Origin of the sequence: Mesorhizobium sp. M0001, from assembly GCF_040324255.1 — a bacterium.
Classification (GTDB): Bacteria; Pseudomonadota; Alphaproteobacteria; order Rhizobiales; family Rhizobiaceae; genus Mesorhizobium.
The window spans coordinates 216,713-243,633 of the sequence record NZ_JAMYVS010000004.1 but is presented as its reverse complement, the minus strand read 5'-3'; the positions used below and the strand labels follow the sequence as shown (position 1 = coordinate 243,633).

At 62.0% G+C, this 26,921-nt stretch carries 29 protein-coding genes and 1 tRNA gene; 6 read left to right on the top strand and 24 right to left on the bottom strand.

Annotated elements, in window-relative coordinates; all coding sequences use genetic code 11:
* Positions 1 to 40 precede the first annotated feature (40 nt).
* The 4 genes from NKK50_RS14010 to NKK50_RS13995 are packed head-to-tail and all read left to right on the top strand — an operon-like array spanning position 41 to position 4,239.
* The gene (locus NKK50_RS14010) at positions 41 to 1,378 is read left to right on the top strand and encodes an ABC transporter substrate-binding protein (RefSeq protein WP_352543565.1); all 1,338 of its coding nucleotides are present in this window, start codon (positions 41 to 43) and stop codon (positions 1,376 to 1,378) included.
* Positions 1,378 to 2,316, top strand: a complete 939-nt coding sequence (locus NKK50_RS14005; RefSeq protein WP_023745128.1) for a carbohydrate ABC transporter permease — start codon at positions 1,378 to 1,380, stop codon at positions 2,314 to 2,316. The genes NKK50_RS14010 and NKK50_RS14005 overlap by 1 nt, the downstream gene beginning before the upstream one ends.
* A complete protein-coding gene (locus NKK50_RS14000) occupies positions 2,317 to 3,138 on the top strand; it encodes a carbohydrate ABC transporter permease (RefSeq protein WP_023700756.1) in 822 nt (273 codons plus the stop codon).
* 39 nt (positions 3,139 to 3,177) lie between these two features.
* Entirely contained in the window at positions 3,178 to 4,239 is a 1,062-nt protein-coding gene (locus NKK50_RS13995; RefSeq protein ID WP_352543564.1) for an ABC transporter ATP-binding protein, read from the top strand.
* A gap of 49 nt (positions 4,240 to 4,288) precedes the next feature.
* Here the strand turns inward: NKK50_RS13995 and NKK50_RS13990 are convergent.
* Positions 4,289 to 4,364 (bottom strand) — tRNA-Lys (locus NKK50_RS13990).
* A 61-nt stretch (positions 4,365 to 4,425) separates the two neighbouring features.
* Entirely contained in the window at positions 4,426 to 4,554 is a 129-nt protein-coding gene (locus NKK50_RS13985; protein ID WP_023746169.1) for a hypothetical protein, read from the bottom strand.
* A gap of 132 nt (positions 4,555 to 4,686) precedes the next feature.
* Here NKK50_RS13985 and NKK50_RS13980 point away from each other — a divergent pair, with 132 nt between their 5' ends.
* Entirely contained in the window at positions 4,687 to 5,178 is a 492-nt protein-coding gene (locus tag NKK50_RS13980; protein WP_023734331.1) for a BA14K family protein, read from the top strand.
* Between the two features lie 90 nt (positions 5,179 to 5,268).
* Here NKK50_RS13980 and NKK50_RS13975 read toward each other — a convergent pair whose 3' ends face one another.
* The 18 genes from NKK50_RS13975 to NKK50_RS13890 all read right to left on the bottom strand — a co-directional run bounded on the left by NKK50_RS13975 (position 5,269) and on the right by NKK50_RS13890 (position 23,368).
* Entirely contained in the window at positions 5,269 to 5,760 is a 492-nt protein-coding gene (locus tag NKK50_RS13975) for a DUF6882 domain-containing protein (RefSeq protein ID WP_023746168.1), read from the bottom strand.
* 6 nt (positions 5,761 to 5,766) lie between these two features.
* On the bottom strand, positions 5,767 to 7,260 hold the full coding sequence (gene glpK / locus NKK50_RS13970) for a glycerol kinase GlpK (protein WP_352543563.1): 1,494 nt from the start codon (positions 7,258 to 7,260) through the stop codon (positions 5,767 to 5,769).
* An 89-nt stretch (positions 7,261 to 7,349) separates the two neighbouring features.
* Positions 7,350 to 9,077, bottom strand: coding sequence for an ABC transporter substrate-binding protein (locus NKK50_RS13965; protein ID WP_023670978.1), 1,728 nt, complete (start codon positions 9,075 to 9,077; stop codon positions 7,350 to 7,352).
* A 77-nt stretch (positions 9,078 to 9,154) separates the two neighbouring features.
* Positions 9,155 to 9,442, bottom strand: coding sequence for a DUF2160 domain-containing protein (locus NKK50_RS13960; RefSeq protein ID WP_023670977.1), 288 nt, complete (start codon positions 9,440 to 9,442; stop codon positions 9,155 to 9,157).
* Positions 9,443 to 9,509: 67 nt separating this feature from the next.
* Entirely contained in the window at positions 9,510 to 10,424 is a 915-nt protein-coding gene (locus tag NKK50_RS13955) for a carbohydrate ABC transporter permease (RefSeq protein ID WP_023670976.1), read from the bottom strand.
* Between the two features lies 1 nt (position 10,425).
* Positions 10,426 to 11,292: a carbohydrate ABC transporter permease gene (locus tag NKK50_RS13950; RefSeq protein WP_023670975.1), complete on the bottom strand. Its 867-nt coding sequence runs from the start codon at positions 11,290 to 11,292 to the stop codon at positions 10,426 to 10,428.
* Positions 11,293 to 12,384, bottom strand: a complete 1,092-nt coding sequence (locus tag NKK50_RS13945; RefSeq protein ID WP_023700777.1) for an ABC transporter ATP-binding protein — start codon at positions 12,382 to 12,384, stop codon at positions 11,293 to 11,295.
* Positions 12,385 to 12,394: 10 nt separating this feature from the next.
* Positions 12,395 to 13,474 carry an ABC transporter ATP-binding protein gene (locus NKK50_RS13940; protein WP_352543562.1) on the bottom strand — a complete coding sequence of 360 codons (1,080 nt, stop codon included), beginning with the start codon at positions 13,472 to 13,474 and terminating at the stop codon, positions 12,395 to 12,397.
* 38 nt (positions 13,475 to 13,512) lie between these two features.
* Positions 13,513 to 15,033 carry a glycerol-3-phosphate dehydrogenase gene (gene glpD, locus NKK50_RS13935; RefSeq protein ID WP_352543561.1) on the bottom strand — a complete coding sequence of 507 codons (1,521 nt, stop codon included), beginning with the start codon at positions 15,031 to 15,033 and terminating at the stop codon, positions 13,513 to 13,515.
* Positions 15,034 to 15,150: 117 nt separating this feature from the next.
* Positions 15,151 to 15,918, bottom strand: a complete 768-nt coding sequence (locus tag NKK50_RS13930) for a DeoR/GlpR family DNA-binding transcription regulator (RefSeq protein WP_023670971.1) — start codon at positions 15,916 to 15,918, stop codon at positions 15,151 to 15,153.
* Positions 15,919 to 16,033: 115 nt separating this feature from the next.
* Complete coding sequence (locus tag NKK50_RS13925) at positions 16,034 to 16,480, bottom strand: hypothetical protein (RefSeq protein ID WP_023684648.1); 447 nt, start codon at positions 16,478 to 16,480, stop codon at positions 16,034 to 16,036.
* Between the two features lie 14 nt (positions 16,481 to 16,494).
* Positions 16,495 to 17,910 carry a pyridoxal phosphate-dependent decarboxylase family protein gene (locus NKK50_RS13920; RefSeq protein ID WP_352543560.1) on the bottom strand — a complete coding sequence of 472 codons (1,416 nt, stop codon included), beginning with the start codon at positions 17,908 to 17,910 and terminating at the stop codon, positions 16,495 to 16,497.
* An 89-nt stretch (positions 17,911 to 17,999) separates the two neighbouring features.
* Positions 18,000 to 18,731, bottom strand: coding sequence for a proteasome-type protease (locus NKK50_RS13915; RefSeq protein WP_023684646.1), 732 nt, complete (start codon positions 18,729 to 18,731; stop codon positions 18,000 to 18,002).
* A 32-nt stretch (positions 18,732 to 18,763) separates the two neighbouring features.
* Positions 18,764 to 19,558 carry a transglutaminase family protein gene (locus NKK50_RS13910; RefSeq protein ID WP_023819860.1) on the bottom strand — a complete coding sequence of 265 codons (795 nt, stop codon included), beginning with the start codon at positions 19,556 to 19,558 and terminating at the stop codon, positions 18,764 to 18,766.
* An 85-nt stretch (positions 19,559 to 19,643) separates the two neighbouring features.
* A complete protein-coding gene (locus NKK50_RS13905) occupies positions 19,644 to 20,585 on the bottom strand; it encodes an alpha-E domain-containing protein (RefSeq protein WP_023693403.1) in 942 nt (313 codons plus the stop codon).
* Between the two features lie 180 nt (positions 20,586 to 20,765).
* Complete coding sequence (locus tag NKK50_RS13900; protein WP_023670964.1) at positions 20,766 to 22,178, bottom strand: circularly permuted type 2 ATP-grasp protein; 1,413 nt, start codon at positions 22,176 to 22,178, stop codon at positions 20,766 to 20,768.
* Positions 22,179 to 22,451: 273 nt separating this feature from the next.
* Positions 22,452 to 22,688, bottom strand: coding sequence for an Lrp/AsnC family transcriptional regulator (locus NKK50_RS13895; protein WP_023670963.1), 237 nt, complete (start codon positions 22,686 to 22,688; stop codon positions 22,452 to 22,454).
* 68 nt (positions 22,689 to 22,756) lie between these two features.
* Positions 22,757 to 23,368, bottom strand: coding sequence for a DsbA family protein (locus NKK50_RS13890; RefSeq protein ID WP_023824853.1), 612 nt, complete (start codon positions 23,366 to 23,368; stop codon positions 22,757 to 22,759).
* A gap of 192 nt (positions 23,369 to 23,560) precedes the next feature.
* On the opposite strand from NKK50_RS13890, the gene NKK50_RS13885 reads away from it, so the two are divergent.
* On the top strand, positions 23,561 to 23,983 hold the full coding sequence (locus tag NKK50_RS13885; protein WP_023730151.1) for a DUF4864 domain-containing protein: 423 nt from the start codon (positions 23,561 to 23,563) through the stop codon (positions 23,981 to 23,983).
* Between the two features lie 7 nt (positions 23,984 to 23,990).
* Here the strand turns inward: NKK50_RS13885 and tgt are convergent, their stop codons facing one another.
* From tgt to NKK50_RS13865, 4 genes are read right to left on the bottom strand one after another with little or no spacing between them, the layout of a single operon-like run.
* Positions 23,991 to 25,121, bottom strand: coding sequence for a tRNA guanosine(34) transglycosylase Tgt (gene tgt, locus NKK50_RS13880; RefSeq protein WP_352543559.1), 1,131 nt, complete (start codon positions 25,119 to 25,121; stop codon positions 23,991 to 23,993).
* Complete coding sequence (locus tag NKK50_RS13875; protein WP_023684641.1) at positions 25,114 to 25,383, bottom strand: hypothetical protein; 270 nt, start codon at positions 25,381 to 25,383, stop codon at positions 25,114 to 25,116. Before NKK50_RS13875 ends, tgt begins: the two co-directional genes overlap by 8 nt.
* The gene (gene queA / locus NKK50_RS13870) at positions 25,373 to 26,461 is read right to left on the bottom strand and encodes a tRNA preQ1(34) S-adenosylmethionine ribosyltransferase-isomerase QueA (RefSeq protein WP_023824851.1); all 1,089 of its coding nucleotides are present in this window, start codon (positions 26,459 to 26,461) and stop codon (positions 25,373 to 25,375) included. Before queA ends, NKK50_RS13875 begins: the two co-directional genes overlap by 11 nt.
* A complete protein-coding gene (locus tag NKK50_RS13865) occupies positions 26,461 to 26,910 on the bottom strand; it encodes a DMT family transporter (protein WP_023693398.1) in 450 nt (149 codons plus the stop codon). The genes queA and NKK50_RS13865 overlap by 1 nt, the downstream gene beginning before the upstream one ends.
* Positions 26,911 to 26,921: the final 11 nt, after the last annotated feature.

The following is a 26,921-nucleotide window of genomic DNA, read 5'->3' as shown; positions in this document are numbered from 1 at the left end:
CCGCGATGCAATCGATAACGACAACAACCGGGAGGAAGAAATGTCGTGCAATCTGTTCAACCCAACCAGGAGGCAACTGCTTCAGGGAACCGCGGCGCTTGCCGCCGCCGGCTTTGCGGGCGTTCGCCCAAGCTTTGCCGCCGGCGTCGACTGGAAGCGCTTTGCGGGAACGACGCTTGACGTCAATCTGGTGAAAAGCCCGCGCAGCGACACGCTGATAAAATACATCGCCGAGTTCGAGGAACTGACCGGGATCAAGGTCAATGCCGAAGCGACGCCGGAACAGCAGCAGCGCCAGAAGACGGTGATCGAACTGAGCTCCGGCAAACCGAGCTTCGACGTCGTGCATCTGAGCTACCACGTGCAGAAGCGCCAGTTCGAAAAGGGCGACTGGCTGGCCGACATATCAGGCTATCTCGCTGACCCGACCCTGACCGATCCTGCGCTGGTGGAAACCGATTTCGCCGATGCCGGCATGCTGTTTGCCAAGGACGGCCAGGGCGTGCTGCGCTCGCTGCCGTTCTCGGTGGATTACTGGATCGTCTACTGGAACAAGGAATTGTTCGAGGCCAAGGGCCTCAAATACCCTGAAACCTTCGAGCAACTGGTGGCGGCCGCCGAAGCGCTGACCGACCCGTCGACCAACACCTACGGCTTTGTCGCCCGCGGCCTGAAAAACGCCAACACGCCGGTATGGACGTCGCTGATGCTCGGCTACGACATGACGCCGCTCGATGACAAGGGCAAGCTGCGCACGACCTCGCCCGAGGCGATCGAGGCCGCCAGCCTCTACCAGCGGCTGATGACCAAGTCGGCGCCTCCAGGCGTCACCGGATTCAACTGGGCCGAAGCCCAGTCCGCCTTCCTGCAAGGCAAGATCGGCATGTGGTTCGATGGCGTCGGCTTTGCCCCGCCGATGGAAAATCCGGAAAAGTCGCGTGTGCTCGGCAAGGTCGGCTACGGCGTCATGCCCAAGGGCCCCAAGGCGCATGCCGCGGGCACCTTTGGTGACGGCCTCGGCGTGACGGCCACCAGCGAGAAGAAGGAAGCTGCCTATCTGTTCTGCCAGTGGGCGATTTCGCCTGCGATGGGTGCGCGCCTGCTGCAGGCTGGCGCCGGCGTGCCGTTCCGCAAGTCGGTGCTGGAAGACCCCAAGGTGCGCGAAGGCGTCACCATGCCGGCGAGTTGGCTCGATGCCGTGGTCGGCTCGGGCAATGTCAGCCGGCTGTCGCTGCCGGTCATCATTCCGGTCACCGAGTTCCGCGACATCTATGGCGTGGCGCTGACCAATCTGATCGCCGGCGCCGATCCGGCAGAGGAACTGAAGAAGGCCACCGAGCAGTTCCAGCCGGTGCTCGACCGGAGCGAGCAAGGCTGATGTCCGCCATCACCCCAGAACGCACCGGGGTGACGACGCAAGCCATCGAAGGGGGCCAGACCATCCGTCTGGCTCCCAACTACTGGCCTTTCGTCGTCCCGGCGCTCGTCGTCGTCGGCGCCGTGATCGTCTTTCCCTGGGCCTTCACGCTGTGGATGAGCGTCAACCGCTGGACCCTCGGACAGGCGCGAAGCTTTGCCGGGATGGAAAATTACCTGCGGCTGGCAGTCGACCAACGCTTCTGGGAATCGCTTTTCCATACGCTGACCTACACGGCGCTTTCGGTCGCGGCGCCGATGTTCCTTGGCACTGTCGCGGCGCTGATCTTCGACGCCAAATTTCCGCTGCGCGGCCTGTTGCGCGGCGTCTTCGTCATGCCGATGATGGCAACGCCAGTCGCCGTGGCGCTGGTCTGGACGATGATGTTCCATCCCCAGCTTGGCGTGCTCAACTATCTGTTGTCGCTGGTCGGCATTCCGGCGCAGGAATGGATCTTTAACGCAAGGACGGTCATCCCGTCCCTGGTTGCGGTCGAGACCTGGCAGTGGACGCCGCTGGTGATGCTGATCGTGCTGGGCGGCTTGGCCTCCGTGCCGCGCGAGCCCTTCGAGAGCGCCGAGATCGACGGCGCCAACGCCTGGCAGCAGTTCCGCTATCTCACCTTGCCGATGATCGCGCCGTTCCTGATGATCGCCATGATCATCCGCACCATCGATGCGCTGAAGAGTTTTGACATCATCTACGCGATGACCCAGGGCGGACCGGGCACGGCCTCGGAAACCATCAACATCTATCTCTACAACACCGCCTTCTCCTACTACGACATCGGCTATGGCTCGGCCATGGCCGTGGTGTTCTTCATCGTCATCGTCGCGCTGTCCTTCATCCTGCTGATGCTCCGCCAGCGCTCCCAATGGATCAGGGTGGAGGGCAAATAGATGAGTTCACGGCTGCTCAACCGGATCGGGCTGTTTTTCGCGGCTCTGGTCTTCGTCTCGCCGGCGATCCTGTTCTTCCTCTGGATGATCTCGCTGTCGCTGAAGTTCGAGATCGACAACGGTGCCTACCCGCCGATCCTGATCCCGGAACATCTCGCCTGGTCGAACTATGTGAAGGTATTCGAGGAGAACAATTTCCTGCTCTATTTCTGGAATTCGGTTCTGGTGACGGGCACGGCAACGTTGCTGGCGCTGCTGATCGGCGTGCCGGCGGGCTATGGCATCGCGCGGCTCAAGGCCGAACGCTCGGCGGTGGTCATCATGATCGCCCGCATGACGCCGGGGCTTTCCTATCTCATTCCGCTGTTCCTGCTGTTCCAGTGGGTCGGCATTCTCGGCACGCTGTGGCCGCAGATCATCATCCATCTGGTGGTGACGGTGCCGATCGTGGTCTGGGTGATGATCGGCTATTTCGAGACCACGCCGATGGAGCTGGAAGAAGCGGCCAACATCGATGGCGCCAGTTCCTGGCAGGTGTTCCGGCTGGTCGCCTTGCCCATCGCCAAGCCGGGCATTGTCGTCGCCTTCATCCTGTCGATCATCTTCTCATGGAACAATTTCGTCTTCGGCATTGTGCTCGCCAGCCGCGAGACCCGCACGCTGCCGGTCGCCGTCTACAACATGCTTTCCTACGAGCAGGTGAGCTGGGGTCCGCTCGCCGCCGCAGCACTTGTGGTCACGCTGCCGGTGCTGGTGCTGACCCTGTTCGCGCAAAGGCAGATCGTCGCCGGGCTGACCGCAGGCGCCGTCAAGGGCGGCTGAGGCACGGCCCCGACATGACTCATTTCCGGGAGAAATCCAATGGCATCGGTAACAATCAACAACGTTCAGAAGGCTTTCGGAGCCGCCAAGATCATCCACGATGTCAGCGTCGACATCGCCGATGGCGAATTCGTCATCCTGGTCGGGCCGTCGGGCTGCGGAAAGTCTACGCTGCTGCGCATGATTGCCGGACTGGAAACGATCACGGGCGGCAGGATCGCCATTGGCGATCGCGTCGTCAACAATCTCAGGGCGCGCGACCGAAACATCGCCATGGTGTTCCAGAACTACGCGCTCTATCCGCATATGACGGTGGCCGACAATATGGGCTTTGCCCTGAAGATCAAGAAAGCCGATCCGGCCGACACCGCCGGCCGCGTCGGGAGGGCCGCCAGCATTCTCGGCCTGGACAAGCTGCTCGACCGCTATCCGCGTCAGCTTTCCGGCGGCCAGCGCCAGCGCGTCGCCATGGGCCGCGCCATCGTGCGCGACCCGCAGGTGTTCCTGTTCGACGAGCCGCTGTCCAATCTCGACGCCAAATTGCGCGTGCAGATGCGCGGCGAGATCAAGGCGCTGCACCAGCGGCTGGGAACCACCACCATCTACGTCACCCACGACCAGATCGAGGCCATGACCATGGCCGACAAGATCGTCGTGCTGCATGACGGCCTTGTCGAGCAGATCGGCGCGCCGCTCGATCTCTACGATCGCCCGGCCAACCTCTTCGTTGCCGGCTTCATCGGCTCGCCGGCGATGAATTTCATTCGCGGCCATGTCGAGGAAGGCGTTTTCCGCAGCGCCGGTGGACTGATCTTGCCGCTGCCGGAAGGCATCGACCTGACCAACATTCCCGGCGACGACCTCATCTACGGCATCCGGCCCGAACACATCCGAGCGACGACCGCCAAAGGAATCCCCGGCACGATCGTGCTTCTGGAAGCAACGGGTTCGGAAATCTTTGCCAGGGTCGACTGCGCCGGAGAAGAAATCTCCTGCCTTTTCCGCGAGCGGCTGGCACTGAAACAGGGCGAGCAGATGCGGATCGAGATCGACCGCGCCTGTGCTCATCTGTTCGACGTCAAGACCGGGCGGCGATTGTAGGCGGCGACGGGGGCTGCTGACAGGGAGCAACTTTCGCACGAAATATTTCTGGTGAGCGCGTCGGGGTTCGAACCCGAGACCTACTGATTAAAAGTCAGTTGCTCTACCGGCTGAGCTACGCGCTCCCGCGGGCTCTAAAGGCCGCCCTCGAAATTGCGCGGAACATAGGGAGAGTGCCGCGACCGGTCAACCGGAAAAAGATGGCCGTTCGAACGGGGTTTCAGCCATCGCCAGACGCGCCGCAAATTGCGTCGTCACCAGCCCGGTGAGCCGCGCCCGCAACGTGGTCGCCGCTTCGATCTGTTGGCGCGCCAAACGCGCCTTTTCTCACGCGCCAAATTCGAGAAACATTACAAATCAGCAACTTACTGTTTTGGTGGGAACCATCGCACGAGCGGGCCGTTTTCGTCTCACAAGGGACGTCAACCACCCTTCAAGGAGAAGATCATGAACAAGATCGCAACGGGTCTACTGGCGACCACCCTGTCAATTTCGTTTGCCGCGGCCGCCGCTATGCCGGCCAATGCCGCCCAGATGTTCGTGCCCCAGTCATCAGCAACTTCGTCCGACATCGTGAATGTGGGCGATTCTCGTCATGACAACTGGCGGTGGATGCGCCATGGCAACCGCAATTCCGGCAATCGCGATTTCCGCGTAGGCCGCCAGTTCTCGCGCAACAATGATGGCGGCAGCTATTGGAATGGCCATCGCGGCTATCGCGAATATCACCGCGGCTATCGCCGTCACGGCGACTACTGGTTCCCGCTGGCTGCCTTCGCCACCGGCGCCCTGATCACCGGCGCGATCGTCAACAGCGAGAACAACCGCGGCGATGCCCATGTGCAGTGGTGCTACGACCGCTATCGGTCGTACCGCGCTTCGGACAACACATTCCAGCCCAATTACGGCCCGCGTCGGCAGTGCAATTCGCCCTATTGAGCTGAGTTGGTACCAAGTGTTGTGTAGAAAAGCCCGCGCCGGCCCGGGGGCGGGCTTTTCCGTAGGTTGCTTGGGTACGGGCGCGGCGGATTAGCTGGCCCAATTGACGCTCTTGAAGATCAGATACAGGGCTCCGCCTTCACCACGCGGAGAACGGTATGGGCCGAGGCCGTTGCAGATTCGAACCGCAACTGCGGTCGTCTTCCAGCCGAGCACTTCCAGGTCGTTGTTCAAATCTATCGCATAGGATTGAGCCAGCTCATCAATGGAATGCTCCTGTCCGAATGACCGAACCAGCTTTGCGTCGGCAAGCAGTTCGCCAGGCAGGTTTGAATTTGCCCAAGCCCAGAGCCAGTTGCTGGCCTTGGCACTCGTCGATCCGGCGATTTGGATTTCGGCGACGACCTTGGTGATGCCGTTGTCCGAGAACAGAAGCTTTCCTTCTGTCAGATCATAGTCATAGCGAGGCCAACTGCCGATCGGAACGCCTGCTGCAAGCGTGCATTCTTTGCATCCAATTGTTCGACAGCCTCGTCGCGCCAGGCGACATACCAGTGTGGATTCATCCCCTTCCCCCGCCACGATTTACTACCGTACGCTCAGCGTCCGGCGCACCGCATCGCGCCAGCCGGCCAGTTTTGCCGAACGCACCGTGGCATCCATGTCCGGCTTGAAGCGGCGCTCGAGCGCCCAGCTCTTGGCAAAATCCTTCGCCTTCGGCCACACGCCTGCTTTCGAGCCGGCAAGCCACGCCGCACCCAGCGCCGTCGTCTCCAGAATGGTCGGGCGATCGACCGGCGCATCGAGGATATCGGCCAGCCGCTGCATGGTCCAGTCGGAGGCCACCATGCCGCCGTCGACGCGAAGCACGGTTTTGGCCGACGCCCCCTTCCAGTCCTTGCGCATTGCGTCGAGGAGATCGCGCGTCTGGTAGGCGACGGATTCCAGCGCCGCGCGGGCGAACTCCGCCGGGCCAGAGTTGCGGGTCAGCCCGAAGATCGCGCCACGCGCCTCGGCGTCCCAATGCGGCGCGCCGAGACCGACGAAAGCCGGCACCAGATAGACGTTCTGCGTGGGGTCGGCGGTTGCCGCCAAAACGCCGCTATGCTCGGCCTTGCCGATCACCTTGATGCCGTCGCGCAGCCATTGCACGGCGGCACCCGCGATGAAGATCGAGCCTTCCAAGGCATAGGTAGTCTTGCCGTTCAGCCGATAGGCGATGGTGGTCAACAGCCGGTTCTTCGAGCGCACCAGATCGGCGCCGGTGTTGAGCAGCGCAAAGCAGCCGGTGCCATAGGTCGATTTCATCATGCCTGGCTCGAAACAGGCCTGGCCGATGGTCGCTGCGTGCTGATCGCCGGCCACGCCAAGGATTTTGATTTCGGCGCCAAACAGGCTTTTTTCCGTCACGCCGTAGTCGTCGGCGCAATCCTTGACCTCAGGCAGCAACGCCACCGGGATGCGCAGGATGGAGAGCAGCTCGTCGTCCCAGACATTTTTCTCGATGTTGTAGACCAGCGTGCGCGAGGCGTTGGTGGCATCTGTCGCATGCACCTTGCCGCCGGTCAGCCGCCAGATCAAAAAACTGTCGATGGTGCCGGCGAGCAGTTCGCCCTTTTCGGCGCGCTTTCTCGCACCGTTCACCTTGTCCAGCATCCAGGCGATCTTGGTGCCGGAGAAATAGGGATCGAGCAGCAGGCCGGTCTTTTTGGTGAACTTTTTCTCCAGGCCGTGTTTCTTCAGCTTCTGGCAGAGCGGCGCGGTGCGGCGGTCCTGCCAGACGATGGCATTGTGGATCGGCTTGCCGGTCGCCTTGTCCCAGATGACGACGGTTTCGCGCTGGTTGGTGATGCCGATCGCCGCCACATCCGAAGCCTCGCGGCCGGCGGCCTTCAGCGCGCCTTTGACGGTGGCGACGACGCTTGCCCAGATCTCTTCCGGATCATGCTCGACCCAGCCGGAGGCAGGATAATGCTGCGTGAATTCCTGCTGCTTGCTGCCGGCGACCTTCATCGCGCCGTCGAACAGGATCGCCCTGGTCGATGTCGTACCCTGGTCGATTGCAAGGATGTATCCGGTCATTAGTCCTCCCGGTAGCTCGCCTATACAAACAGGGGAGACGGCAAGATGCCGCCTCCCCGTTCACTATGATCCTGGCGCGTACGCCAAGATTACTTCTGCCAGCTCTTCACCAGTTCGTCGTAGTTGATGGTGATCGGCTTTTCCTTCTCGTTTTCGATCTTCAGCTGAGGCGCGAGATTGCCGTTCTTGACCGCGTCGGCGTTCCAGTAGGCGAGGTCATGCTCTTCGGCCATCTTCGGGCCGATATCGCCCTGGACGCCCGACTTCTCGATGCGGGTCATGACTTTTTCCTGCTCGGCGCAGAGCGAGTCCATGGCTTCCTGCGCCGTCTTGGCGCCGGACGAGGCATCGCCGATCGCCTGCCACCAGAGCTGTGCCAGCTTCGGATAATCGGGCACGTTGGTGCCGGTCGGCGACCACTGAACGCGGGCCGGCGAGCGGTAGAACTCGATCAGACCACCGAGCTTCGGCGCACGTTCGGTGAAGCTCTTGTCGTGGATCGTGCTTTCGCGGATGAAGGTCAAGCCGACATGGCTCTTCTTCACGTCGACCGTCTTCGAGGTCACGAACTGCGCGTAGAGCCAGGCGGCCTTGGCGCGGTCGGTCGGCGTCGACTTCATCAGCGTCCAGGAACCCACGTCCTGATAGCCGAGCTTCATGCCGTCCTTCCAGTAGACGCCATGCGGCGACGGGGCCATGCGCCACTTCGGCGTACCGTCGTCGTTCAGCACCGCCTTGGCGCCGGCGTCGACCATCGAAGCGGTGAAGGCGGTGTACCAGAATATCTGCTGCGCGACCGCACCCTGTGCCGGCACCGGGCCGGATTCGGAGAACGTCATCCCCTGGGCTTCGGCCGGAGCGTAGGCCTTCAGCCAGTCGAGGTATTTCTGGATCGAGTAGACGGCAGCCGGGCCGTTGGTGTCGCCGCCGCGCGCCGTGCAGGAGCCGACCGGCTGTGATTTCTCGTTGACCTTGATGCCCCATTCGTCGACCGGCAGGCCGTTCGGCAGGCCCTTGTCGCCGTTGCCGGCCATCGACAGCCAGGCGTCGGTGAAGCGCCAGCCGAGCGACGGGTCCTTCTTGCCATAGTCCATGTGGCCATAGACCTTCTTGCCATCGATCTCGCGGCCGGTGAAGAACTCGGCGATGTCCTCATAGGCCGACCAGTTCACGGGAACGCCGAGGTCGTAGCCGTATTTCGCCTTGAAGTCGGCCTTGTTCTTCTCGTCGTTGAACCAGTCGTAACGGAACCAGTAGAGGTTGGCGAACTGCTGGTCGGGCAGCTGATAGAGCTTCTTGTCCGGCGCGGTGGTGAAGGAGGTGCCGATAAAATCCTTCAGGTCGAGGTTCGGATTGGTAACGTCCTTGCCCTCGCCCGCCATCCAGTCGGTCAGGTTGCGGACCTGCTGGTAGCGCCAGTGGGTGCCGATCAGGTCGGAATCGTTGACCCAGCCGTCATAAAGGTTCTGGCCGGTCTGCATCTGGGTCTGGATCTTCTCGACGACGTCGCCTTCCTGGATGACGTCATGCGTGATCTTGATGCCAGTGATGGCGGTAAAGGCCGGCGCCAGCACCTGCGATTCATACTGGTGGGTGGCGATGGTTTCGGACACGACCTTGATGTCCATGCCGGCGAAAGGCTTCGCGGCATCGATGAACCACTGCATTTCTGCTTCCTGGCCGGCGCGGTCGAGCGTCGACAGCGGGCCGATTTCCTTGTCCAGAAACGCCTTGGCCTCATCCATTCCGGCGTAGGCGTTGCCTACCCCGAGCAACAGGACAAGGGCAGTTGTTGATGTTAAAAATTGCCGTCGCATAGGTTTCCTCCACATTTAGGTTTCAAGTGCGATCTGGAACGGCCGCCGGCACGCGGTCGATCCAACAGTTTCCCCCTCTATACGTAGCGGAACACGCCGACGGCGTAGACCACGGAGAGAGCGAGAGCCCACCACAGGTTGGATCCGACAAGACCCAGCCAAGCGAGATGGATAAAGGCGCTGCCAAGCAGCGATAGAAAAAGACGGTCGCCGCGCGTCGTCTCGAAGCGCAGGATGCCGACGCGCGGATTGCCGCCCGGCGAGGCAAATTCCCAAAACGCCATGCCGCACAGCAGCAGAAGAATGGTGCCGAAGAACGCCGCCGTCGGCCACGTCCACGCCATCCAGGTGAGGTCGAGATTCATGGTGACACCCTCCCCAGGGCAAAGCCCTTGGCGGTGGTGGTGAGGATGAACCCGTGCGTTTGTTTCATCACACCCTCCCCAGGGCGAAGCCCTTGGCGATGTAGTTGCGGACAAACCAGATGACGAGCGCGCCGGGGATCAGCGTCAGCACGCCGGCGGCGGCAAGCAGGCCCCAGTCCATGCCGGCGGCCGAGACGGTGCGGGTCATGGTGGCGGCGATGGGCTTGGCATCGGTGGTCGTCAGCGTGCGAGCGATCAAAAGCTCGACCCATGAGAACATGAAGCAGAAGAAGCACGCGACACCGATGCCGCTGGCGATCAGCGGCATGAAAATCCTGACGAAGAAGCGCGGGAAGGAGTAGCCGTCGATATAGGCTGTTTCGTCGATCTCTTTGGGCACGCCCGACATGAAGCCTTCGAGGATCCACACCGCCAGCGGCACATTGAACAGGCAGTGCGCCAGCGCCACGGCGATGTGGGTGTCGATCAGGCCGAAAGCCGAATAGAGCTGGAAGAACGGCAGCGCGAACACTGCCGGCGGCGCCATGCGGTTGGTCAACAGCCAGAAGAACAGATGCTTGTCGCCGAGGAAGCGGTAACGCGAAAAGGCGTAGGCCGCCGGCAGCGCGGCGGCCACCGAGATCACCATGTTCATCACCACATAGGTGATCGAGTTGATGTAGCCCGAGTACCAGGAGGCGTCGGTAAAGATGGTGACGTAGTTGGCGATCGTAGGCTGATGCGGATAGAGCGTCAGCGAGGAGACGATCTCGGCATTGGTCTTGAAGCTCATGTTGATGAGCCAGTAGATCGGCAGCAGAAGCACGATGATGTAGATCGTCGGCACGATCCACCACCAGCGCGATTCCTCGCCGCGCTTGCGCATCAGCCGGGCGACCTGATCCTGCGAAAGCGTGCTCGCCAATTTTCCCGAAGCGGTGGTTTCGCTCACTCTGTCGGCTCTTTCGTTGGCGCCGCTCATCTCAGCGCTCCGCGTCGTAGTTGGTCATCACGGTGTAGAACACCCACGACAACAACAGGATGATCAGGAAGTAGACCAGCGACATGGCGGCCGCCGGACCGAGGTCGAACTGGCCGAGCGCGGTCTTGACGAGGTCGATCGACAGGAAGGTGGTCGAGTTGCCGGGGCCGCCGCCGGTGACGACGAAGGGCTCGGTGTAGATCATGAAGCTATCCATGAAGCGCAACAGCACGGCGATCAAAAGCACACGCTGCATCTTCGGCAGCTGGATATAACGGAACACCGCCCAGCGCGAGGCGCCGTCGATCTTGGCCGCCTGGTAGAAGGCATCCGGGATCGAAACCAGGCCGGCATAGCAGAGCAGCACGACAAGGCTGGTCCAGTGCCAGACGTCCATGATGATGATGGTGACCCAGGCGTCGAACGGATCCTGCACGTAATTGTAGTCGATGCCGAGCGCGTTGACGTAGTAGCCGAGCAGGCCGATGTCGTTGCGGCCGAAGACCTGCCAGATGGTGCCGACGACGTTCCACGGAATGAGCAGCGGCAACGACATAAGCACCAGGCAGACCGGCACGCCCCAACCCTTCTTCGGCATGTTGAGCGCGATGAAGATGCCGAGCGGCACTTCGATGGCCAGGATGATGAAGGAGAAGATCAGGTTGCGCACCATGGCTTCCCAGAAGCGGCTGGACGACAGCAGTTCCTCGAACCACTGGGTGCCTGCCCAGAAGAAGACGTTGTTGCCGAAGGTGTCCTGCACCGAATAGTTGACGACCGTCATCAGCGGAATGACGGCCGAGAACGCCACCAGCACCAGCACCGGCAGCACCAGGAACCAGGCCTTGTTGTTCCAGGTCTTTTCCATCTATGCCCCCATCTCGACACGCCCCATCTCAACCAGCCAGGAATCGGCATAGATGTTGATGCCGGCCGGATCGAAGCGAACCTTTGGGTCGGCCGGCACGCTCTCGTCCTCGCCGATGACGGCAGCGATCTCGCGGCCTTCGAGGCTGGCGCGCACCACCTTGTGGCGGCCGAGATCCTCGACCTTGCTGATTTTAACCGCCATGCCCTCGCGGCCGAGCCTGACATATTCGGGGCGGATGCCGAGTTCGATGGCGCCGGAGCTCCCAGCGGCGGTCTTTGGCGCGCCGGGCAACTCGATGCGCTGACTGCCAATGGTCGCAGTCTTGCCGTCGATCGCCACCGGCATGACGTTCATGCCGGGCGAGCCGATGAAGTAACCGACGAATGTGTGGCGCGGGCGCTCAAACAATTCAGCCGGCGTGCCGATCTGGACGATGCCGCCATCATACATGACGACGACCTGGTCGGCGAAGGTCAGCGCCTCGGTCTGGTCATGGGTGACATAGACCATGGTGTAGCCGAAGCGGCGGTGCAGTTGCTTCAACTGCGATCGCAGCACCCATTTCATGTGCGGATCGATAACCGTCAGCGGTTCGTCGAACAGGATGGCATTGACATCCGAGCGCACCAGGCCGCGGCCGAGCGAGATCTTCTGCTTCTGGTCGGCGGTCAGGCCCCTCGCCTTCTTCTTCGCCCACGACGCCAGGTCGATCATCTCCAGCGTCTCGCGCACCTTGCGGTCGACATCGGCCTCCGGCACGCCGCGATTGCGCAGCGGGAAGGCAAGATTGTCGTAAACGGTCATGGTGTCGTAGATGACCGGGAACTGGAACACCTGCGCGATGTTGCGCTCCTGCGTCGACAGATTGGTGACGTCCTTGCCGTTGAACAACAACTCACCGTGCGAGGGGTGCAGAAGTCCCGAAATGATGTTGAGCAGCGTGGTCTTGCCGCAACCCGAGGGCCCAAGCAGCGCATAGGCGCCGCCATCCTCGAATGTGTGGTGCACTTCCCGCAGCGCAAAATCGGCATCCTTCTGCGGATTGGGCAGGTAGGAGTGCCTGACATGGTTGACGTCGATGCGCGCCATCTCTTCCCCCTCAGGCCGCAAGCTTCGGCGCGGCGACGGCGCTGCCGTTGCTGTCGAAGACCATGATGTGGCGCGGATCGATAAACACCTCGATCTCGGCGTCGGGCTCGAAATCGCGGATGCCGTGGGCCAGCATGACCCAGCGCGCATCGGCAAAATCGAGGTGGATGAAGCTTTCCGAGCCGGTGATCTCGGTGATCGTCACCTTGGCGCGCACCGGCACCGCGGCAGCGTTGGGCCGCTCCAGCGACAGATGATGCGGCTGAAAGCCGATCGTGTAATTGGCGTCGGAAATGCCGGCGAGTTCGGCCGGTACCGGCAGCTTGACGCCGCCCTCGAGAAGGAAATCGGGACCTTTCTTGGCCAGCACGATGGTGTTGAGCGGCGGATCGGCAAAGGTTTTCGCCGTCACCAGGTCGATCGGCTTGCGGAAGACGTCGATGGTCGGCCCGAATTGGGTGATCCGCCCCTCGGACAGCGTCGCCGTATTGCCGCCGAGCAGCAAGGCTTCATGCGGCTCGGTCGTGGCGTAGACGAAAATGGTGCCGGCGGCGGCAAATATCTTGGGCAGCTCGGCGCGCAACTCCTCGCGCAGCTTGTAATCCAGATTGGCGAGCGGCTCGTCGAGCAGCACCAGACTGGCATTCTTGACGATGGCGCGGGCCAGCGCCGTACGCTGCTGCTGGCCGCCGGACAGGCTGAGCGGCGTGCGGTCGAGATAGGGTGTGAGCTTCAAAAGCCCTGCCGCGTTGCGGACTTCCTTGTCGATCTTGGCCTGGTCGGTGCCGGCGACGCGCAACGGCGAGGCGATGTTCTCGTAGACGGTCATCGCGGGGTAGTTGATGAACTGCTGATAGACCATGGCGATCTTGCGCTGCTGCACCGGCATGCCGGTGACATTCTGGCCGTCGAACCAGACTGAACCGGTGGTCGGCACGTCGAGTCCGGCCATCAGCCGCATCAGACTGGTCTTGCCCGACAGTGTCGGCCCGAGCAAAACGTTGAGCGAGCCGTGCTGAAGCGTCAGCGACACGTCGCGGATATGCTCCACCGCGCCGACCATCTTCGTCACGTTTCTCAGTTCCAGCATGATGCCTCCTCCCAGGCTTTGTGCATCAATCGCCTTCCCTATTCCGCTGCCGCGACATGGCGCCGGCTGATGCCGCGCATGAATTCGTCAAGCGCCGAGGCCTGTTCGCGGCTGAGATGCAGACCCCGCTTGGTGCGACGCCACAATACATCTTCGGCGGTCAGCGCCCATTCATTTTCGCTGAGGTAGCGTACCTCGGCCTCATAGAGATCAGCGCCGAAATTGCGGCCGAGATCGGCGTTCGACTTGGCAAGGCCGAGCAGCACTTGCGCGCGCGTGCCGTAAAGCCTGGTCAACCGACGCGCCAGGAGCTGGTCGAGGAAAGGATAGGCGCTCTTCAGCTTCGCCACCTGGACGTCGAAACCGGTGGCCGGGAAATCGCCGCCCGGCAAGGGCGCGTTCGCCGTCCACGGCTTGCCGCGCTTGCCGAGAAAACCTTCGACCTTTTCCAGCATCGATTCCGACAACCGGCGGTAGGTGGTGATCTTGCCGCCGAAAGCGTTGACGATCGGCGCCTTGCCCCCGCCGCCATCGGCTTTCAGCACATAGTCGCGGGTCGCTTCCTGCGCCTTCGAAGCGCCGTCGTCATAGAGCGGGCGCACGGCCGAATAGGTCCAGACGATGTCGGGACGCGTCACGGCTTCAGCAAAATATTCGCTCGCCGCCGCGCAGAGATAGTCGATCTCGGTGTCGCTGATCTTCACGTCATGCGGATCGCCGGGATAGTCGCGATCGGTGGTGCCGATCAGCGTAAATTCTTCCTCGTAAGGGATGGCGAAAATGATGCGCCCGTCCTTGTTCTGGAAGAAGTAGGCGCGCGGATCATCGAACTTCTTTTTGATGACTATATGACTGCCCTGCACCAGGCGCACATTGTGCACGTCGTTCTGGCCCACGGTGGTCGACAGGACGTGGTCGACCCATGGACCGGCGGCATTGACCAGCAGCCGGGCCTTGACCTCCTCGGCCTCTCCCGTCTGCACGTCTTCCACGCGGATCGCCCACAGATCGCCTTCGCGCCGCGCCCCGACGACTTTCGTGCGGGTGCGGATGGTGGCGCCGCGGTCGGCGGCGTCACGCGCGTTCAACATCACCAGCCGGGCATCGTTGACCCAGCCGTCCGAGTACTCGAAGGCCTTGTGAAATAGCGGCTTCAGAGGCTTGCCGGCCGGATCCTTGGACATGTCCAGTGTCCGGGTAGCCGGCAGCAATTTGCGGCCACCAATATGATCGTAGAGGAACAGGCCGAGCCGGATCAGCCAGGCCGGGCGCAGGCCCTTGGCATAGGGCAGCACGAAGCGCATCGGCCAGATGATGTGCGGCGCGTTCTTCCACAGAACCTCGCGCTCCATCAGCGCCTCGCGCACAAGCCGGAACTCGTAGAATTCGAGGTAGCGCAGGCCACCATGGATCAGCTTGGTCGAACCGGAGGAGGTTCCGCTGGCGAGGTCGTTCATCTCGGCGAGAAATACCGAAAAGCCCCGCCCAACGGCGTCGCGGGCGATGCCGCAGCCATTGATGCCGCCACCGATGACGAAGATGTCACGGACTGCGTCCACAAATCCCTCCCGCGATTTCGCATTGCAGCATTTTTGAGTTGTTACGAAACCGTATCGGGATTATTTCGAAATAAGAACGAATGTCAAACGAAATGTAACGGGACCGTGATCGATAGCCTAGCCGAGCGACGTTTCGATCAATTGAACCTCCGCTTCCTCGCAGATCTTACGCACCGACGGGATGTCGCAACGGTCGGTGATGAAGGTGTTGACTTGCGAGAGATGGCCGATGCGAACCGGCGCGGTGCGTTCGAACTTGGTCTGGTCGGAGACCAGGATGACATGCCTGGCATTGGCGATAATGGCTTGCGCCACTTTCACTTCGCGAAAGTCGAAATCGAGCAACGCGCCGTCATGGTCGATGGCCGAGGCGCCGATCACCGCATAGTCGACCTTGAACTGCCTGATGAAATCGACCGCGGCCTCGCCGACAACGCCGCCGTCGGAGCCACGCACGACGCCGCCGGCGATTACCACCTCGATCGAAGGATAGATGCGCATCCTGTTGGCAACATTGATATTATTGGTGATGACCATCAGCCCGGTATGGTCGAGCAGCGCCTTGCTGACCGACTCGGTCGTGGTGCCGATGTTGATGAACAGGGAGGCGTTGTCGGGTATCAGCCTGGCCGCCGCGCGGCCGATCGCCTCCTTCTCGTCGGCGGCAATCTTGCGGCGCGCCTCATACTCCATGTTCTCGATGCCGGACGGGAACAGGGCCCCGCCATGGATGCGCGTCAGCAGCCGCTGGTCGCAGAGATCGTTGAGGTCCTTGCGGATGGTCTGTGGCGTCACGTTGAAATGCGTGGCGAGGTCATCGACCAGCACACGGCCATGGTCCTTCGCCATCTGGATGATTTCGGCATGGCGCGGCGACAAATACACTGAGAACCTCCCGTTTTCGTTTTTCTTGTTTGTAGCTGAAAACGAAAGCAATGAAAAGGGAGACGCCGGCTAATGAAATATCGATGATTGCAAAGGCGAACCGGGCAGATACGGCTCAGACCCGCTCCGCCACCTTGCGGGTGACAGCCGCGACTTTACCTGGCGAGCGGATCATCAGGAAATTGCCGGACCAGTATCCCGGGATTCGCCAAGTGCCTTTGATCTCGGTTGCATCACCGTTGATGATGCCGCTGTAGTGAATCGGGTGCGCCTTCAATTGGGCCTTGTCGTATGTCTTGGTAAAGGAGACGGCGTTGCCCTCTCGCTGCCCCTGCAGGCTTGCGTATCTTGCCGTGCTGGTCGCCGCCGGTTCGTGGGTCATGCCCGTCAAGCTGGTTGCCGTTTCGATCAGCGTTGCAACGAAGGAAACCGGCGGCAGTTCGCGCGGATAGAAATAGCGCCCGCTCCAGACGCCCGTCAGATTCTGGCTAACCCCTTCAGCCCTTCCGGCCATATGCTTGCTCGCAGGTCCTTGCTGGCTTGCCCCGGCGGCGGCAACCACCCGGGCAATCCCTGTCAGTCCTTCGGGGATCTTGCACACTCGCAGATGACAGTGAAGGCGGTATCGACATCGGCCGCGGTTGTCTCGAACTGGCCTGCCTGGAAGCGGATGGCGACCCGCCCATCGACACGCGTCTGCGTCAGGTAGATACGGCCGTCATTGTTGATGGCGTCGACCAGACGCAGATTGTGCTCGTCGCAGTCAGCGCCGGATGCGGCGCGATGCCGGAACGAGAACAGCGACAGCATCGGCTGGCTGGCGAGCTCGAAATCCTCCTCCTCGGCCAGGCGCGCTGCTATGCCTTCGCTCCAGGCGACGTGATTGCGGATCATGGTGCGCAGCGCCTCGAGGCCATGGGCGCGCAGCAGGAACCACAGCTTCAGCGCCCGGAAGCGACGGCCGAGAGGCACCGACCATTCGGAGTAGTTGATGATGCCGTCATGGCCGCGAGTTTTCAGATAGTCCGGCTTGATCGCCAGCGTGCGCACGAGATCCTCCGGCTGGCGGACGAACTGGATCGAGCAGTCGAATTGCGCGCCCAGCCATTTGTGCGGGTTGAAGACGATCGAGTCCGCGCCCTCGACACCGGTCCAGAAATGCCGGTATTCCGGACAGATCATCGCCGATCCGGCCCAGGCGGCGTCGATATGCAGATAGAGCCCCTGGCGTTTGGCCACCGCGGCCACTTCAGCGATGTCGTCGGTGCCGCCGGTGCTGGTGCCGCCGACGCACGCGATGATGCCGGCCGGCAATAGGCCGGCCGCGCGGTCGGCAACAATCGCCGCTTCCAAAGCCGCGGTATCCATGGCGCGGTAGGTGCCGGCGACGGGAATGCGGACGAGGTTGTCCTCGCCAATGCCGGCGACCCAGATGGCGCGGTCGATCGAGGTGTGCACCTGGTCGGAGGAATAGACGCGCAGCCTGCCCTGCCCGGAAAGGCCCTTCTTGTTGCCCTGCCAGTCGAGCGTGCGCTCGCGCATGGTCAACACGGCGGCCAGCGTCGCCGATGATGCGGAGTCCTGGATCACGCCGGAAAAGCCTTCGGGCAGGCCGAGCGCCTGGCGCATCCAGTCGACGATGCGCGTCTCAAGCTCTGTCGCCGCCGGCGAAGTCTGCCACAGCATGCACTGCGCGGCCATCGCAGAGACCAGATATTCGGCAACCACCGAGACGGGTGCTGCATTGGCCGGGAAATAAGCAAAGAAACGCGGATGCTGCCAATGCGTCATGCCGGGCACGATCTTGGCTTCGAAATCGGCGAAGATCGTCTCCATCGATTCCGCGGCCTCCGGCGGAGAAGCTTCGATGCTCCTGAAGATCTCGCCCGGCGCTATGGCAGGTCGCACGGGCCGATCGCGAAGGCCGGCGCGGTAATCAGCGCCCCAGTCGGCGGCGCGCCTCGACCAGTCGCGGAATTGCTCGTTGTCCATGGATCCTCCCGACGCGCCGATCAGCCAGCCGTTTGAATTTTGATTAACATGTTAAATAGAGACAGGCAACCGCGACGAAGGTTCCCGCGCTACCCCGGAAAATCCGGCAGGCTGGCAAAGGCCGTCTTCAACGCGTTCGACCAGCCTTCGGAAATAGCACGATAATATCGATCGTCCTGGCCGATGCGCTTTTTCAAACCCACCGTGAACGTGTCCTCCTCCAGGAACAGCAGGTCGAGAGGCAGGCCGACGGACAGGTTCGATTTCAGCGTCGAATCGAACGATACCAGCAAGAGCTTGACCGTTTCAGCCAGGCTCATCGTCCTTTCATAGGCACGGATGATGATCGGCTTGCCGTATTTGGTCTCGCCGATCTGGAAGAACGGCGTGTCGTCGGTCGATTCGATGAAATTGCCCTCGGGATAGATCATGAACAGCCGTGGCGGGCTGCCCTTGATCTGGCCGCCGAGGATGAAGGAGGCGTTGAAATAGGAATCCGCCTTTTCGCCGGCAGGCGACGAGCTGGCGATGACTTCCTTGACGGTGTCGCCGACCAGCCGCACCGTCTGGTACATGGATGGGGTCTCGAGCAGCGTCGCGTGGCGTTCCGCCACCGCCTTGGTGCGCTCGTCGAGCAGGCTGACCACGGCCTGAGTCGTAGCCAGATTGCCGGCCGACATCAGTACGATGACGCGCTCGCCTGGCTCTTCCCAGACATGCATCTTCTTGAAAGTGGAGATCGAATCCATCCCTGCATTGGTGCGCGTGTCCGACATGAACACGAGCCCACGATCGATCTTGAGGCCGACGCAATAAGTCATGGAATCTCTTCAGGCAGCAATCTTGCCGGAGACTACTGCTCTACCGTGACGGTGACTGCAAGCTGTTCCTCCGCCTGTCCCAGTCGAATTCCCGACACCGGCGAGGCGTCGCGATAATCACGGCCGGTGGCTACCCTGACATAGCGTTCATCGGGGGAAATGCCGTTGGCGGCGTCGAAGGCGACCCAGCCGAGACCCTGAACATGGGCTTCGGCCCAGGCATGGCTTGCCGCCTGCTCGATGGCCGCATCCATCATCAGATAGCCACTGACATAGCGGGCCGGAAAACCCATGACGCGGGCTGCGGTGACAAAGATGTGGCTGTGATCCTGGCAAACGCCGGTCTTCAGCGCCAATGCCTCTTCCGCCGGGGTCGTCACGCTGGTGGTGCCCGGCGTGTAGGCGACGCGCTCGACGATCAGCGCCATCAGCCGATGCAGCCTTTCGATGTCGGTACCTTTGCCGACCGCCGCGGCAAGCTCGCTTATGCCCCCGCCGGGGATGGTCAAAGCTGTCTCCTGGCTGAACAGCCACAGCGGCGCAAAGCCGTGATGCGGACCCGAGACGCCCGCTGTGTCGCGCGTGACAACCTCGCCGGAGGCCTCGACGGTGATGAAGTCGCGCTCGCCCTCGACGCTCAACAGCCTGTTATCGTTGCCGAAATGGTCGTTAAAGCGGACTTCCTCGCGCGCGCCCTCGATCTTCAGCGCCCAGGACAGCACGGTCTGCGTCGGGCCACTGACCGGTAACAGGCGTAGCCGCTGCAACAGATAGTGCACCGGCGCGTCGTAGCGGTATTCGGTACGGTGGGTGATCTTGAGCCGCATGCCTATTTTCCGTTTGTAAGCATGATCTTATCCGAAAACCGGGTCCCACTTGTCGCTAGCGCGGCCCTCCGGTTCGCGATCATGCTCAATTGAACCGGTAATCTTGTGCGATCTCTTCGCCAAGCTTGGTGTTGTCTTGAATGAACCTGGCCAGGAATTCGTGCAGGCCGGCGTCGAATATGTCCTTGATCGACCCTGCCTGCAGCATCGCCTGTGTCCTGTCGACGGTGGCGTGGCAGGCATGACGGTCGCCATAGTCGTCGCCCAGGAACTTCAGATGCTCGGCGAGAAAACGATAACAGAAGGTCAGCGAACGCGGCATGCGCACATTGAGGATCAGATAGTCGGCAATATTGGTCGGTTTGTAGTCGGCCTCATAGACCCAGCGATAGGAACGGTGCGCCGACACCGAGCGCAGGATCGATTCCCACTGGTAGTTGTCGAGGCTCGAGCCGACCCAGGAGATCGACGGCAGCAGCACGTAGTATTTCACGTCGAGGATGCGTGCCGTGTTGTCGGCCCGCTCGACATAGGTGCCGAGCTGCGAGAAGTCGAAGATCTCGTTGCGCAGCATCGTGCCGTAGAACGAGCCGCGGATCAGCGCCGTCTCGCGTTTGATGGCGTCGAGCACACTCGGCAGGTCGCGCTCGTCGATCGGCTTTGCCAGCATGCGCTTCAGGGCCATCCAGGCTTCGTTGATGCTCTCCCAGGTCTCGCGCGTCAGCGCGGTGCGCACCATGCGGGCATTGTTGCGAGCGGTCTCGATCGCCGACATCGTGCTCGACGGGTTCGAGGTGTCGCGCAGCAGGAAGTCGGCGACGTTGGCGGCGGTATAGTCCTTGTATTTCTGCGTGAAGGTGACGTCGGAGCCGGCGCTGAGCAGCACCGAATTCCACTCTTCCGACGCGCTCTGGGTGCGGGTCAGAGCCATGCGAAGGCCGGCATCGACCAGACGCGCCATGTTTTCCGCCCGCTCGATATAGCGGTTCATCCAGTAGAGCCCGTTGGCGGTGCGGCCGAGAAGCATGTGAAGTGGCCTTCGGGCTAGTGAGTAGGGAATAGTGAGTAGGGATTAGTAAGCATTTGAATCTCTGTGGAATATGGCATTTCTTGTCCCTCTACTGCCTACTGCCTACTGCCTACTGCCTACTGCCTACTGCCTACTGCCTACTGCCTACTGCCTACTGCCTACTGCCCTATTCCCTACCTAATCGTCCAGCACCCACGTATCCTTCGTGCCGCCGCCTTGCGAGGAATTCACGACCAACGACCCCTCCTTCAGCGCCACCCGCGTCAAGCCGCCGGGAACGATCTGGATTCGGTCGGAGACCAGAACATAGGGCCTGAGATCGACATGGCGCGGCGACAGGCCTTTTTCGGTCAGGATCGGGCAAGTCGACAGCGCCAGCGTCGGCTGGGCGATGTAGTTGGAGGGCTTCGCCTGCAGCTTCTTGGCGAAATCCTGGCATTCCTTCTTGGTCGCAGCCGGGCCGACCAGCATGCCGTAGCCGCCGGAGCCGTGCACTTCCTTGATGACCAGCTCATGGATGTGTTCGAGCACGTATTTCAGGCTGTCGGGCTCCGAGCAGCGCCAGGTCGGGATGTTGCCGAGGATGGCCTTGCGGCCGGTGTAGAACTCGACGATGTCGGGCATGTAGGAATAAATCGCCTTGTCGTCGGCGATGCCGGTTCCCGGCGCGTTGGCGATGGTGATGTTGCCGGCGCGGTAGACGTCCATAATGCCGGGCACGCCAAGGGCCGAGTCCGGCCGGAAGGTCAGCGGATCGAGGAAGGAATCGTCGACGCGCCGGTAAAGCACGTCGATCTGCTTGTAGCCTTCGGTCGTGCGCATGGCGACGTGGCCGTCTACAACGCGCAGATCCTGGCCTTCGACCAGTTGCACGCCCATCTGGTCGGCGAGGAAGGCATGTTCGAAATAGGCGGAGTTGAAGCTGCCCGGCGTCAGCACGGCAATGGTCGGTGCGCCCTTGGTGCTTTGCGGCCGCACTGCCGCCAGCGACTGGCGCAGCAATTGCGGATAATTCTCCACCGGCCGCACCTTGATCTGCTGGAACAGCTCGGGAAAGAGCTGCATCATCGTCTCGCGGTTCTCCAGCATGTAGGAGACCCCCGACGGCGTGCGCGCATTGTCCTCCAGCACGTAGAACTCGTTCTCCGAGATGCGGACGATATCGACGCCGATAATGTGGGTGTAGACGCCGGCCGGTGGCCGCACTCCGATCATTTCCGGCAGGAACGCCTCGTTCCTGGCGATCAGCTCCCTCGGCACGCGGCCGGCGCGCAGGATTTCCTGGCGGTGGTAAATGTCGTCGAGGAAAGCGTTCAGCGCCTGCACGCGCTGCTCGATGCCTTGCGTCAGCCTTCGCCATTCATTGCCGGAGATGATGCGCGGCACGATGTCGAAGGGGATCAGCCGCTCGGAGGCTTCCTGCTCGCCATAGACGGCGAAGGTAATGCCGGTCTTGCGGAAGACGCGCTCGGCGTCCTGCATCTTTTCGGTAAGCCTGGCCGGGTCCTGCTCCTTCAGCCAGCGGTCGTAAGCCGTATACGGTTGTCTAAGCCCGGAAACTTCCGGAAGCATTTCATCGAACGCTGCCAATCGCATACTCCCCTGTGACGCCATTTCACTGGCGTCGCGGGAGAAAATCAAGCGCAATCGGTGATTTGGAGGATATCGGCGATCAGTATGTTCCGACTGCCCAAAATTCGGGCAGTCGGAACAGGACCTTAATCAGGCTCTGCCTTGTCGCCGGGCAAGTGCCTGATGCGGCCATAGCAGTTCACCGTTTCATGGAAACGGCGACCTGCCATGGCTTTTTGCTTCGACGCAATTCCGGGCGGAAAACCGCTTCACACTTTTCCTGGAATTGCTTTAGAATGCGCGGAAAGTGACGACCGTGAAGGTGTCCTTGATTCCGGGAATAATCTGCACCTTCTCGTTGACGAAGTGGCCGACATCTTCCTCGTCGTCGACGTAGAATTTGGCAAGCAGGTCGTAATTGCCGGCGGTCGAGTAGATTTCCGAGGCGATTTCGGCATCGGCGAGCGCGCTGGCGACCTCATAGGACTTGCCCAGATCGCACTTTATCTGCATGAAAAACGTCTTCATTGCCGGTCCCGATCAAGCTTCAGCACACAAGCGGCCCTTGTGGCAGACTGCCGCCCGGCTTTCAAGCATCAGGCCGAGCGCGCCTTGGCGACGGCTTGTCTCAGTTCGGACACCGGCATGCCGCGCCGATACAAGTTGCCGCCGATGACCAGGGCTGGCGTGCCGCGCAGCTTGAAAGCCGTCGCCTGGGCTTCCGTGCGGACAAGGGCAGCGTCGATGTCGGGTTCACGGATGGCGAGGTCGGCACGCACCATCGCCACATCGACACCGACGGAAGAAAGGATGTCGTTGGTGCGGCGTTCCGAAAGGCCGCGCTGGTTGGTCATCAGCGCATCGACCGCCGCGGCATAGTGTTCGCCGCTCAGCAGCGTCACCCGCGCCGCGTCGCGCGACACGTCGCCGAAGATCGGCCAGTCCTTCATCACAAGCCGAATGCCGCTGTCCTCTTCCATCAACTTCTTCAGCTCGACGAAAACGAGTTTGCAGATCGGGCACTGATAGTCGACGAATTCGGCGATGGTGACATCGCCATCGGGGTTGCCGAGCGCTGGAATGGCGGGGTCGAAGGCGACTTCCGTGACGGTCGGCCCAGTGCTTGCCCAGGCGGGCAAGGGAGCCAAAACTGCGAGGCTTGCCGCGCCCTTCAGCAAAAGGCGCCGGTCGATCGGCTGCTTGAACATGGTCGTCCCCTGGTTGCGCGAACGGGTCCCCACCCGTCCCTACGATGCGCGCCCCGCGTTAAAGGAGGCTTAAGCATGATCTTGTGGCACTTGCGTGGCAAATATTGCGGTTGCTGAAACCGTGAGGCTCCGCCAAGCGTATGGTATGATGCGTCCTGGGACAGGTTTTGTTGAGGACAATGGAGACAGGCCATGCGCCGCATCGCATTCGCAGTCGTTTCATTGCTGTTCGCGTTGTTCGTCTCGGCAGCCCTTGCCGGCGACGCCGAAGTCAAGGCCGGCCAGGCCGTCATCGATGGTCAGTTGAAGGCGCTCATCGCCAATGATGGCGCCAAGGCGTACAGTTTCGCCGCTCCAAATGTGAAGCGCATCTTTCCGACCGTCGACACCTTCATGAACATGGTGACCAACGGCTATCCGCCGGTGCGCCAGCCGCAGAGCTATTCCTTCGGCAAGGTCGAGCAGATGGGGCCAACTTCGATAATCCAGCAAGTGCTGATCGTCGGACCCGACGGCAAGGACTATGAGGCGGTCTACACGCTGGAACAGCAGCCCGACGGCAGCTTTCAGATCACCGGCTGCAGCTTGCGCGCAGCGAATTCGCTCAGTACCTGAGGCCCGGCTACAGCACCGGAATGTCACCCCTCGCCCATGCCTCGGAAATCTCAGCCGTGCGCGCCTCAAAGGCCCGGGCCTCGATCGCGGCGCGAATGTCCTGCATCAGCTTCTGATAGTAGGACAGGTTGTTCCAGGTCAGAAGCATCGCCCCCAGCGCCTCTTGCGAGCGCACGAGATGGTGCAGATAGGCGCGTGAGTAGTCGCGCGCGGCCGGGCAGTCGCTCTCCTCATCCAGCGGCCGCGGATCGTCCGCGTGGCGGGCATTCCTGAGATTGACCTTGCCGCGCCTGGTATAAGCCAGGCCATGGCGGCCGGCGCGGGTCGGCATGACGCAGTCGAACATGTCGATGCCGCGCGCCACCGATTTCACGATGTCGTCCGGCGTGCCGACGCCCATGAGATATCGAGGCTTGTCGTCAGGCAATTCCGGACAGGTGATCTCCAGCATATCCAGCATCACCGCTTGCGGCTCGCCGACGGCCAGGCCGCCGACGGCATAGCCCTTCAGCTCCATCGCGCTCAGCGCCTGCGCCGAGCGCACCCTGAGTGCTGCGTTGTCGCCACCCTGGACGATGCCGAACATGGCCTTGCCGGGCTGGTCGCCGAACGCTGTCTTGCAGCGCTCGGCCCAGCGCAGCGACAGCTCCATCGCGCGCTCGATCTCCTTGAGGTCGGCCGGCAGCGCTGTGCATTCGTCAAGCTGCATCTGGATGTCGGAATCGAGCAGGCCCTGGATCTCGATCGAGCGCTCCGGCGACATCTCGTAGGCAGCGCCGTCAATGTGCGAGCGAAAGGTGACGCCCTTCTCGGTCAATTTTCTGAGCTTCGACAGCGACATGACCTGAAAACCGCCACTGTCGGTCAGGATCGGCTGTGGCCAGCGGGCGAACTCATGCAGGCCGCCAAGCCGCGCCACGCGCTCGGCGCCTGGCCGCAGCATAAGATGATAGGTATTGCCCAGAATGACGTCGGCGCCGACGCCGCGCACCTGGTCCATATACATGGCCTTGACCGTGCCGCCGGTGCCGACCGGCATGAAGGCCGGCGTGCGGATTTCGCCGCGCGGCATGTCGATGACACCGCGCCGCGCCTTGCCGTCGGTGGCGAGGATCTTGAAGGTGAATGTCTCAGCCATTGAATTCCTTGTCATGGACAGGCGCGCCTGGCGCCTGCCTGTCGAGCGACTGCCGGTATTGGATGCAGCCGCGCATGAATTTCGGCCATGGCGGCACAGCAATCGATGGATCGGTCTTTTCCGGCAGCAGGTCCCACAGGTTGGGATGATGCCAGCATAAATCATGGCCGGTAGAATCTCGGTGCTGGCGAATGCCGGCACGCAATTTCTTCACTTCAGCGATCAGGCTCTCGCGATCAAAGGCTTGCAGATCATCGTCCATCGCTCATCTCCGCTCGATAAAGCAGGCTTGCGTCTCCATAAGAGTAGAATCTGTAACGGTTCTCGATGGCATGAGCATAGGCCGCACGCATCGTATCTAGGCCGCTGAAGGCCGAAACCAGCATGAACAGCGTCGAACGCGGCAGATGAAAGTTCGTCATCAGCAGGTCGGCGGTCTTGAACCGATAGCCCGGCGTGATGAAGATGTCGGTCGGGCCGGACCAGGCGGTCAGCGAGCCATCAGGCCGTGCCGCGCTCTCCAGCAGGCGCAGCGAGGTCGTGCCGACAGCGATGATACGCCCGCCCCGCGCCTTGGCGCCATTCAGAGCGTCGGCTGTTGCTTCGCTGACCGAGCCGGTCTCGGCATGCATCTTGTGGTCAGCGGTATCGTCCGCCTTGACCGGCAGGAAGGTGCCGGCGCCGACATGCAAGGTGACGAAGCGGCGTTCGATGCCTTTGGCGTCGAGCGCGGCAAACAGCTCCGGCGTGAAATGCAGGCCTGCGGTGGGGGCAGCGACTGCGCCCTCCTCCTTGGCATAGATGGTCTGGTAATCCGTCAGGTCGCGCGCGTCGTCGTTGCGCTTGGAGGCGATATAGGGCGGCAGCGGGATGTGGCCGACGGCGCGCAGCGCTTCGTCGAGAAACGGGCCGGAGAGGTCGAAGCCGAGCAACGCCTCGCCGGCCTCGCCCTTCTCGATCACCGTGGCGTCGAGTTGGCCGAGAAAACAGGAATTGCCGTCATGGCCGAAATGGATGCGGTCGCCGGCGGCGATGCGCTTGCCAGGCCGCATGAAGGCCAGCCAGCGGTCCGGCGCCATGCGCATATGCAGCGTGGCGTCCACCTGCGCCTGCGCTTCGCCGCGCCGCCTGATGCCTCTTAACTGGGCAGGAATGACCTTGGTGTCGTTGAAGACCAGAACATCGCCAGCCCTGAGCAAGGACGGAAGGTCGCCAACCGTGCGATCCGAAAGACCCTCGCCCGGCCTGACCACCAGCATTCTGGCGCTGTCGCGCGGCTCGGCCGGGCGAAGCGCGATGCGCTCCTCAGGCAGGTCGAAGTCGAAGAGGTCGACGCGCATCAGTAGAGCCGGACGAGCAGCGCTCCGGCCAACAGCAGCACCGCGCCGGCGATGCGGCCGAGCGAAATCTCGCGCACCGCCACGCCGAGAAAGCCGACGCGATCGATCAGCATGCCGGCCAGCAACTGGCCGGCAACCAGGAACGCCATCAACGCGGCTGCACCAATGCGCGGCGTAAGAATGGTTGACAGGGTAACATAGAAACCGCCGAGCATGCCGCCGGCGATGAACAGCCAAGGCGCCGGCGCCTTCCAGTCGAGCGAGATGTCCTGCAGCCGCACAACGGCAATGGAGATGATACCAAGCACGATCGCGCCCGACAGGAACGAAAACGCAGCAGCCGCGACCGGGAGCCCCAGGCCGCGCGCCAGCTGCGAGTTGATCGGCGCCTGGACGGCGATGAAGGCGCCTGACAGGATGCCGAGCAGCGACCAGACCACGCCCATCATCTTCGTTTGTC

Coding starts and splice junctions, on each gene's coding strand:
- NKK50_RS13865 (WP_023693398.1), bottom strand. CDS start 26,910: ATGATGGGCGTGGTCTGGTCGCTGCTCGGCATCCTGTCAGGCGCCTTC.
- NKK50_RS13905 (WP_023693403.1), bottom strand. CDS start 20,585: ATGCTTCTCGGCCGCACCGCCAACGGGCTCTACTGGATGAACCGCTAT.
- glpK (WP_352543563.1), bottom strand. CDS start 7,260: ATGACCGGATACATCCTTGCAATCGACCAGGGTACGACATCGACCAGG.
- queA (WP_023824851.1), bottom strand. CDS start 26,461: ATGCGCGTCGACCTCTTCGACTTCGACCTGCCTGAGGAGCGCATCGCG.
- NKK50_RS13915 (WP_023684646.1), bottom strand. CDS start 18,731: ATGACTTATTGCGTCGGCCTCAAGATCGATCGTGGGCTCGTGTTCATG.
- NKK50_RS13885 (WP_023730151.1), top strand. CDS start 23,561: ATGCGCCGCATCGCATTCGCAGTCGTTTCATTGCTGTTCGCGTTGTTC.
- NKK50_RS13875 (WP_023684641.1), bottom strand. CDS start 25,383: ATGGACGATGATCTGCAAGCCTTTGATCGCGAGAGCCTGATCGCTGAA.
- NKK50_RS13945 (WP_023700777.1), bottom strand. CDS start 12,384: ATGGCGCGCATCGACGTCAACCATGTCAGGCACTCCTACCTGCCCAAT.
- NKK50_RS13890 (WP_023824853.1), bottom strand. CDS start 23,368: ATGTTCAAGCAGCCGATCGACCGGCGCCTTTTGCTGAAGGGCGCGGCA.
- NKK50_RS13955 (WP_023670976.1), bottom strand. CDS start 10,424: ATGAGCGGCGCCAACGAAAGAGCCGACAGAGTGAGCGAAACCACCGCT.
- NKK50_RS13940 (WP_352543562.1), bottom strand. CDS start 13,474: ATGCTGGAACTGAGAAACGTGACGAAGATGGTCGGCGCGGTGGAGCAT.
- tgt (WP_352543559.1), bottom strand. CDS start 25,121: ATGGCTGAGACATTCACCTTCAAGATCCTCGCCACCGACGGCAAGGCG.
- NKK50_RS14000 (WP_023700756.1), top strand. CDS start 2,317: ATGAGTTCACGGCTGCTCAACCGGATCGGGCTGTTTTTCGCGGCTCTG.
- NKK50_RS13960 (WP_023670977.1), bottom strand. CDS start 9,442: ATGAATCTCGACCTCACCTGGATGGCGTGGACGTGGCCGACGGCGGCG.
- NKK50_RS14010 (WP_352543565.1), top strand. CDS start 41: ATGTCGTGCAATCTGTTCAACCCAACCAGGAGGCAACTGCTTCAGGGA.
- NKK50_RS13895 (WP_023670963.1), bottom strand. CDS start 22,688: ATGAAGACGTTTTTCATGCAGATAAAGTGCGATCTGGGCAAGTCCTAT.
- NKK50_RS13980 (WP_023734331.1), top strand. CDS start 4,687: ATGAACAAGATCGCAACGGGTCTACTGGCGACCACCCTGTCAATTTCG.
- NKK50_RS13910 (WP_023819860.1), bottom strand. CDS start 19,558: ATGCGGCTCAAGATCACCCACCGTACCGAATACCGCTACGACGCGCCG.
- NKK50_RS13950 (WP_023670975.1), bottom strand. CDS start 11,292: ATGGAAAAGACCTGGAACAACAAGGCCTGGTTCCTGGTGCTGCCGGTG.
- NKK50_RS13965 (WP_023670978.1), bottom strand. CDS start 9,077: ATGCGACGGCAATTTTTAACATCAACAACTGCCCTTGTCCTGTTGCTC.
- NKK50_RS13995 (WP_352543564.1), top strand. CDS start 3,178: ATGGCATCGGTAACAATCAACAACGTTCAGAAGGCTTTCGGAGCCGCC.
- NKK50_RS14005 (WP_023745128.1), top strand. CDS start 1,378: ATGTCCGCCATCACCCCAGAACGCACCGGGGTGACGACGCAAGCCATC.
- NKK50_RS13920 (WP_352543560.1), bottom strand. CDS start 17,910: ATGGACAACGAGCAATTCCGCGACTGGTCGAGGCGCGCCGCCGACTGG.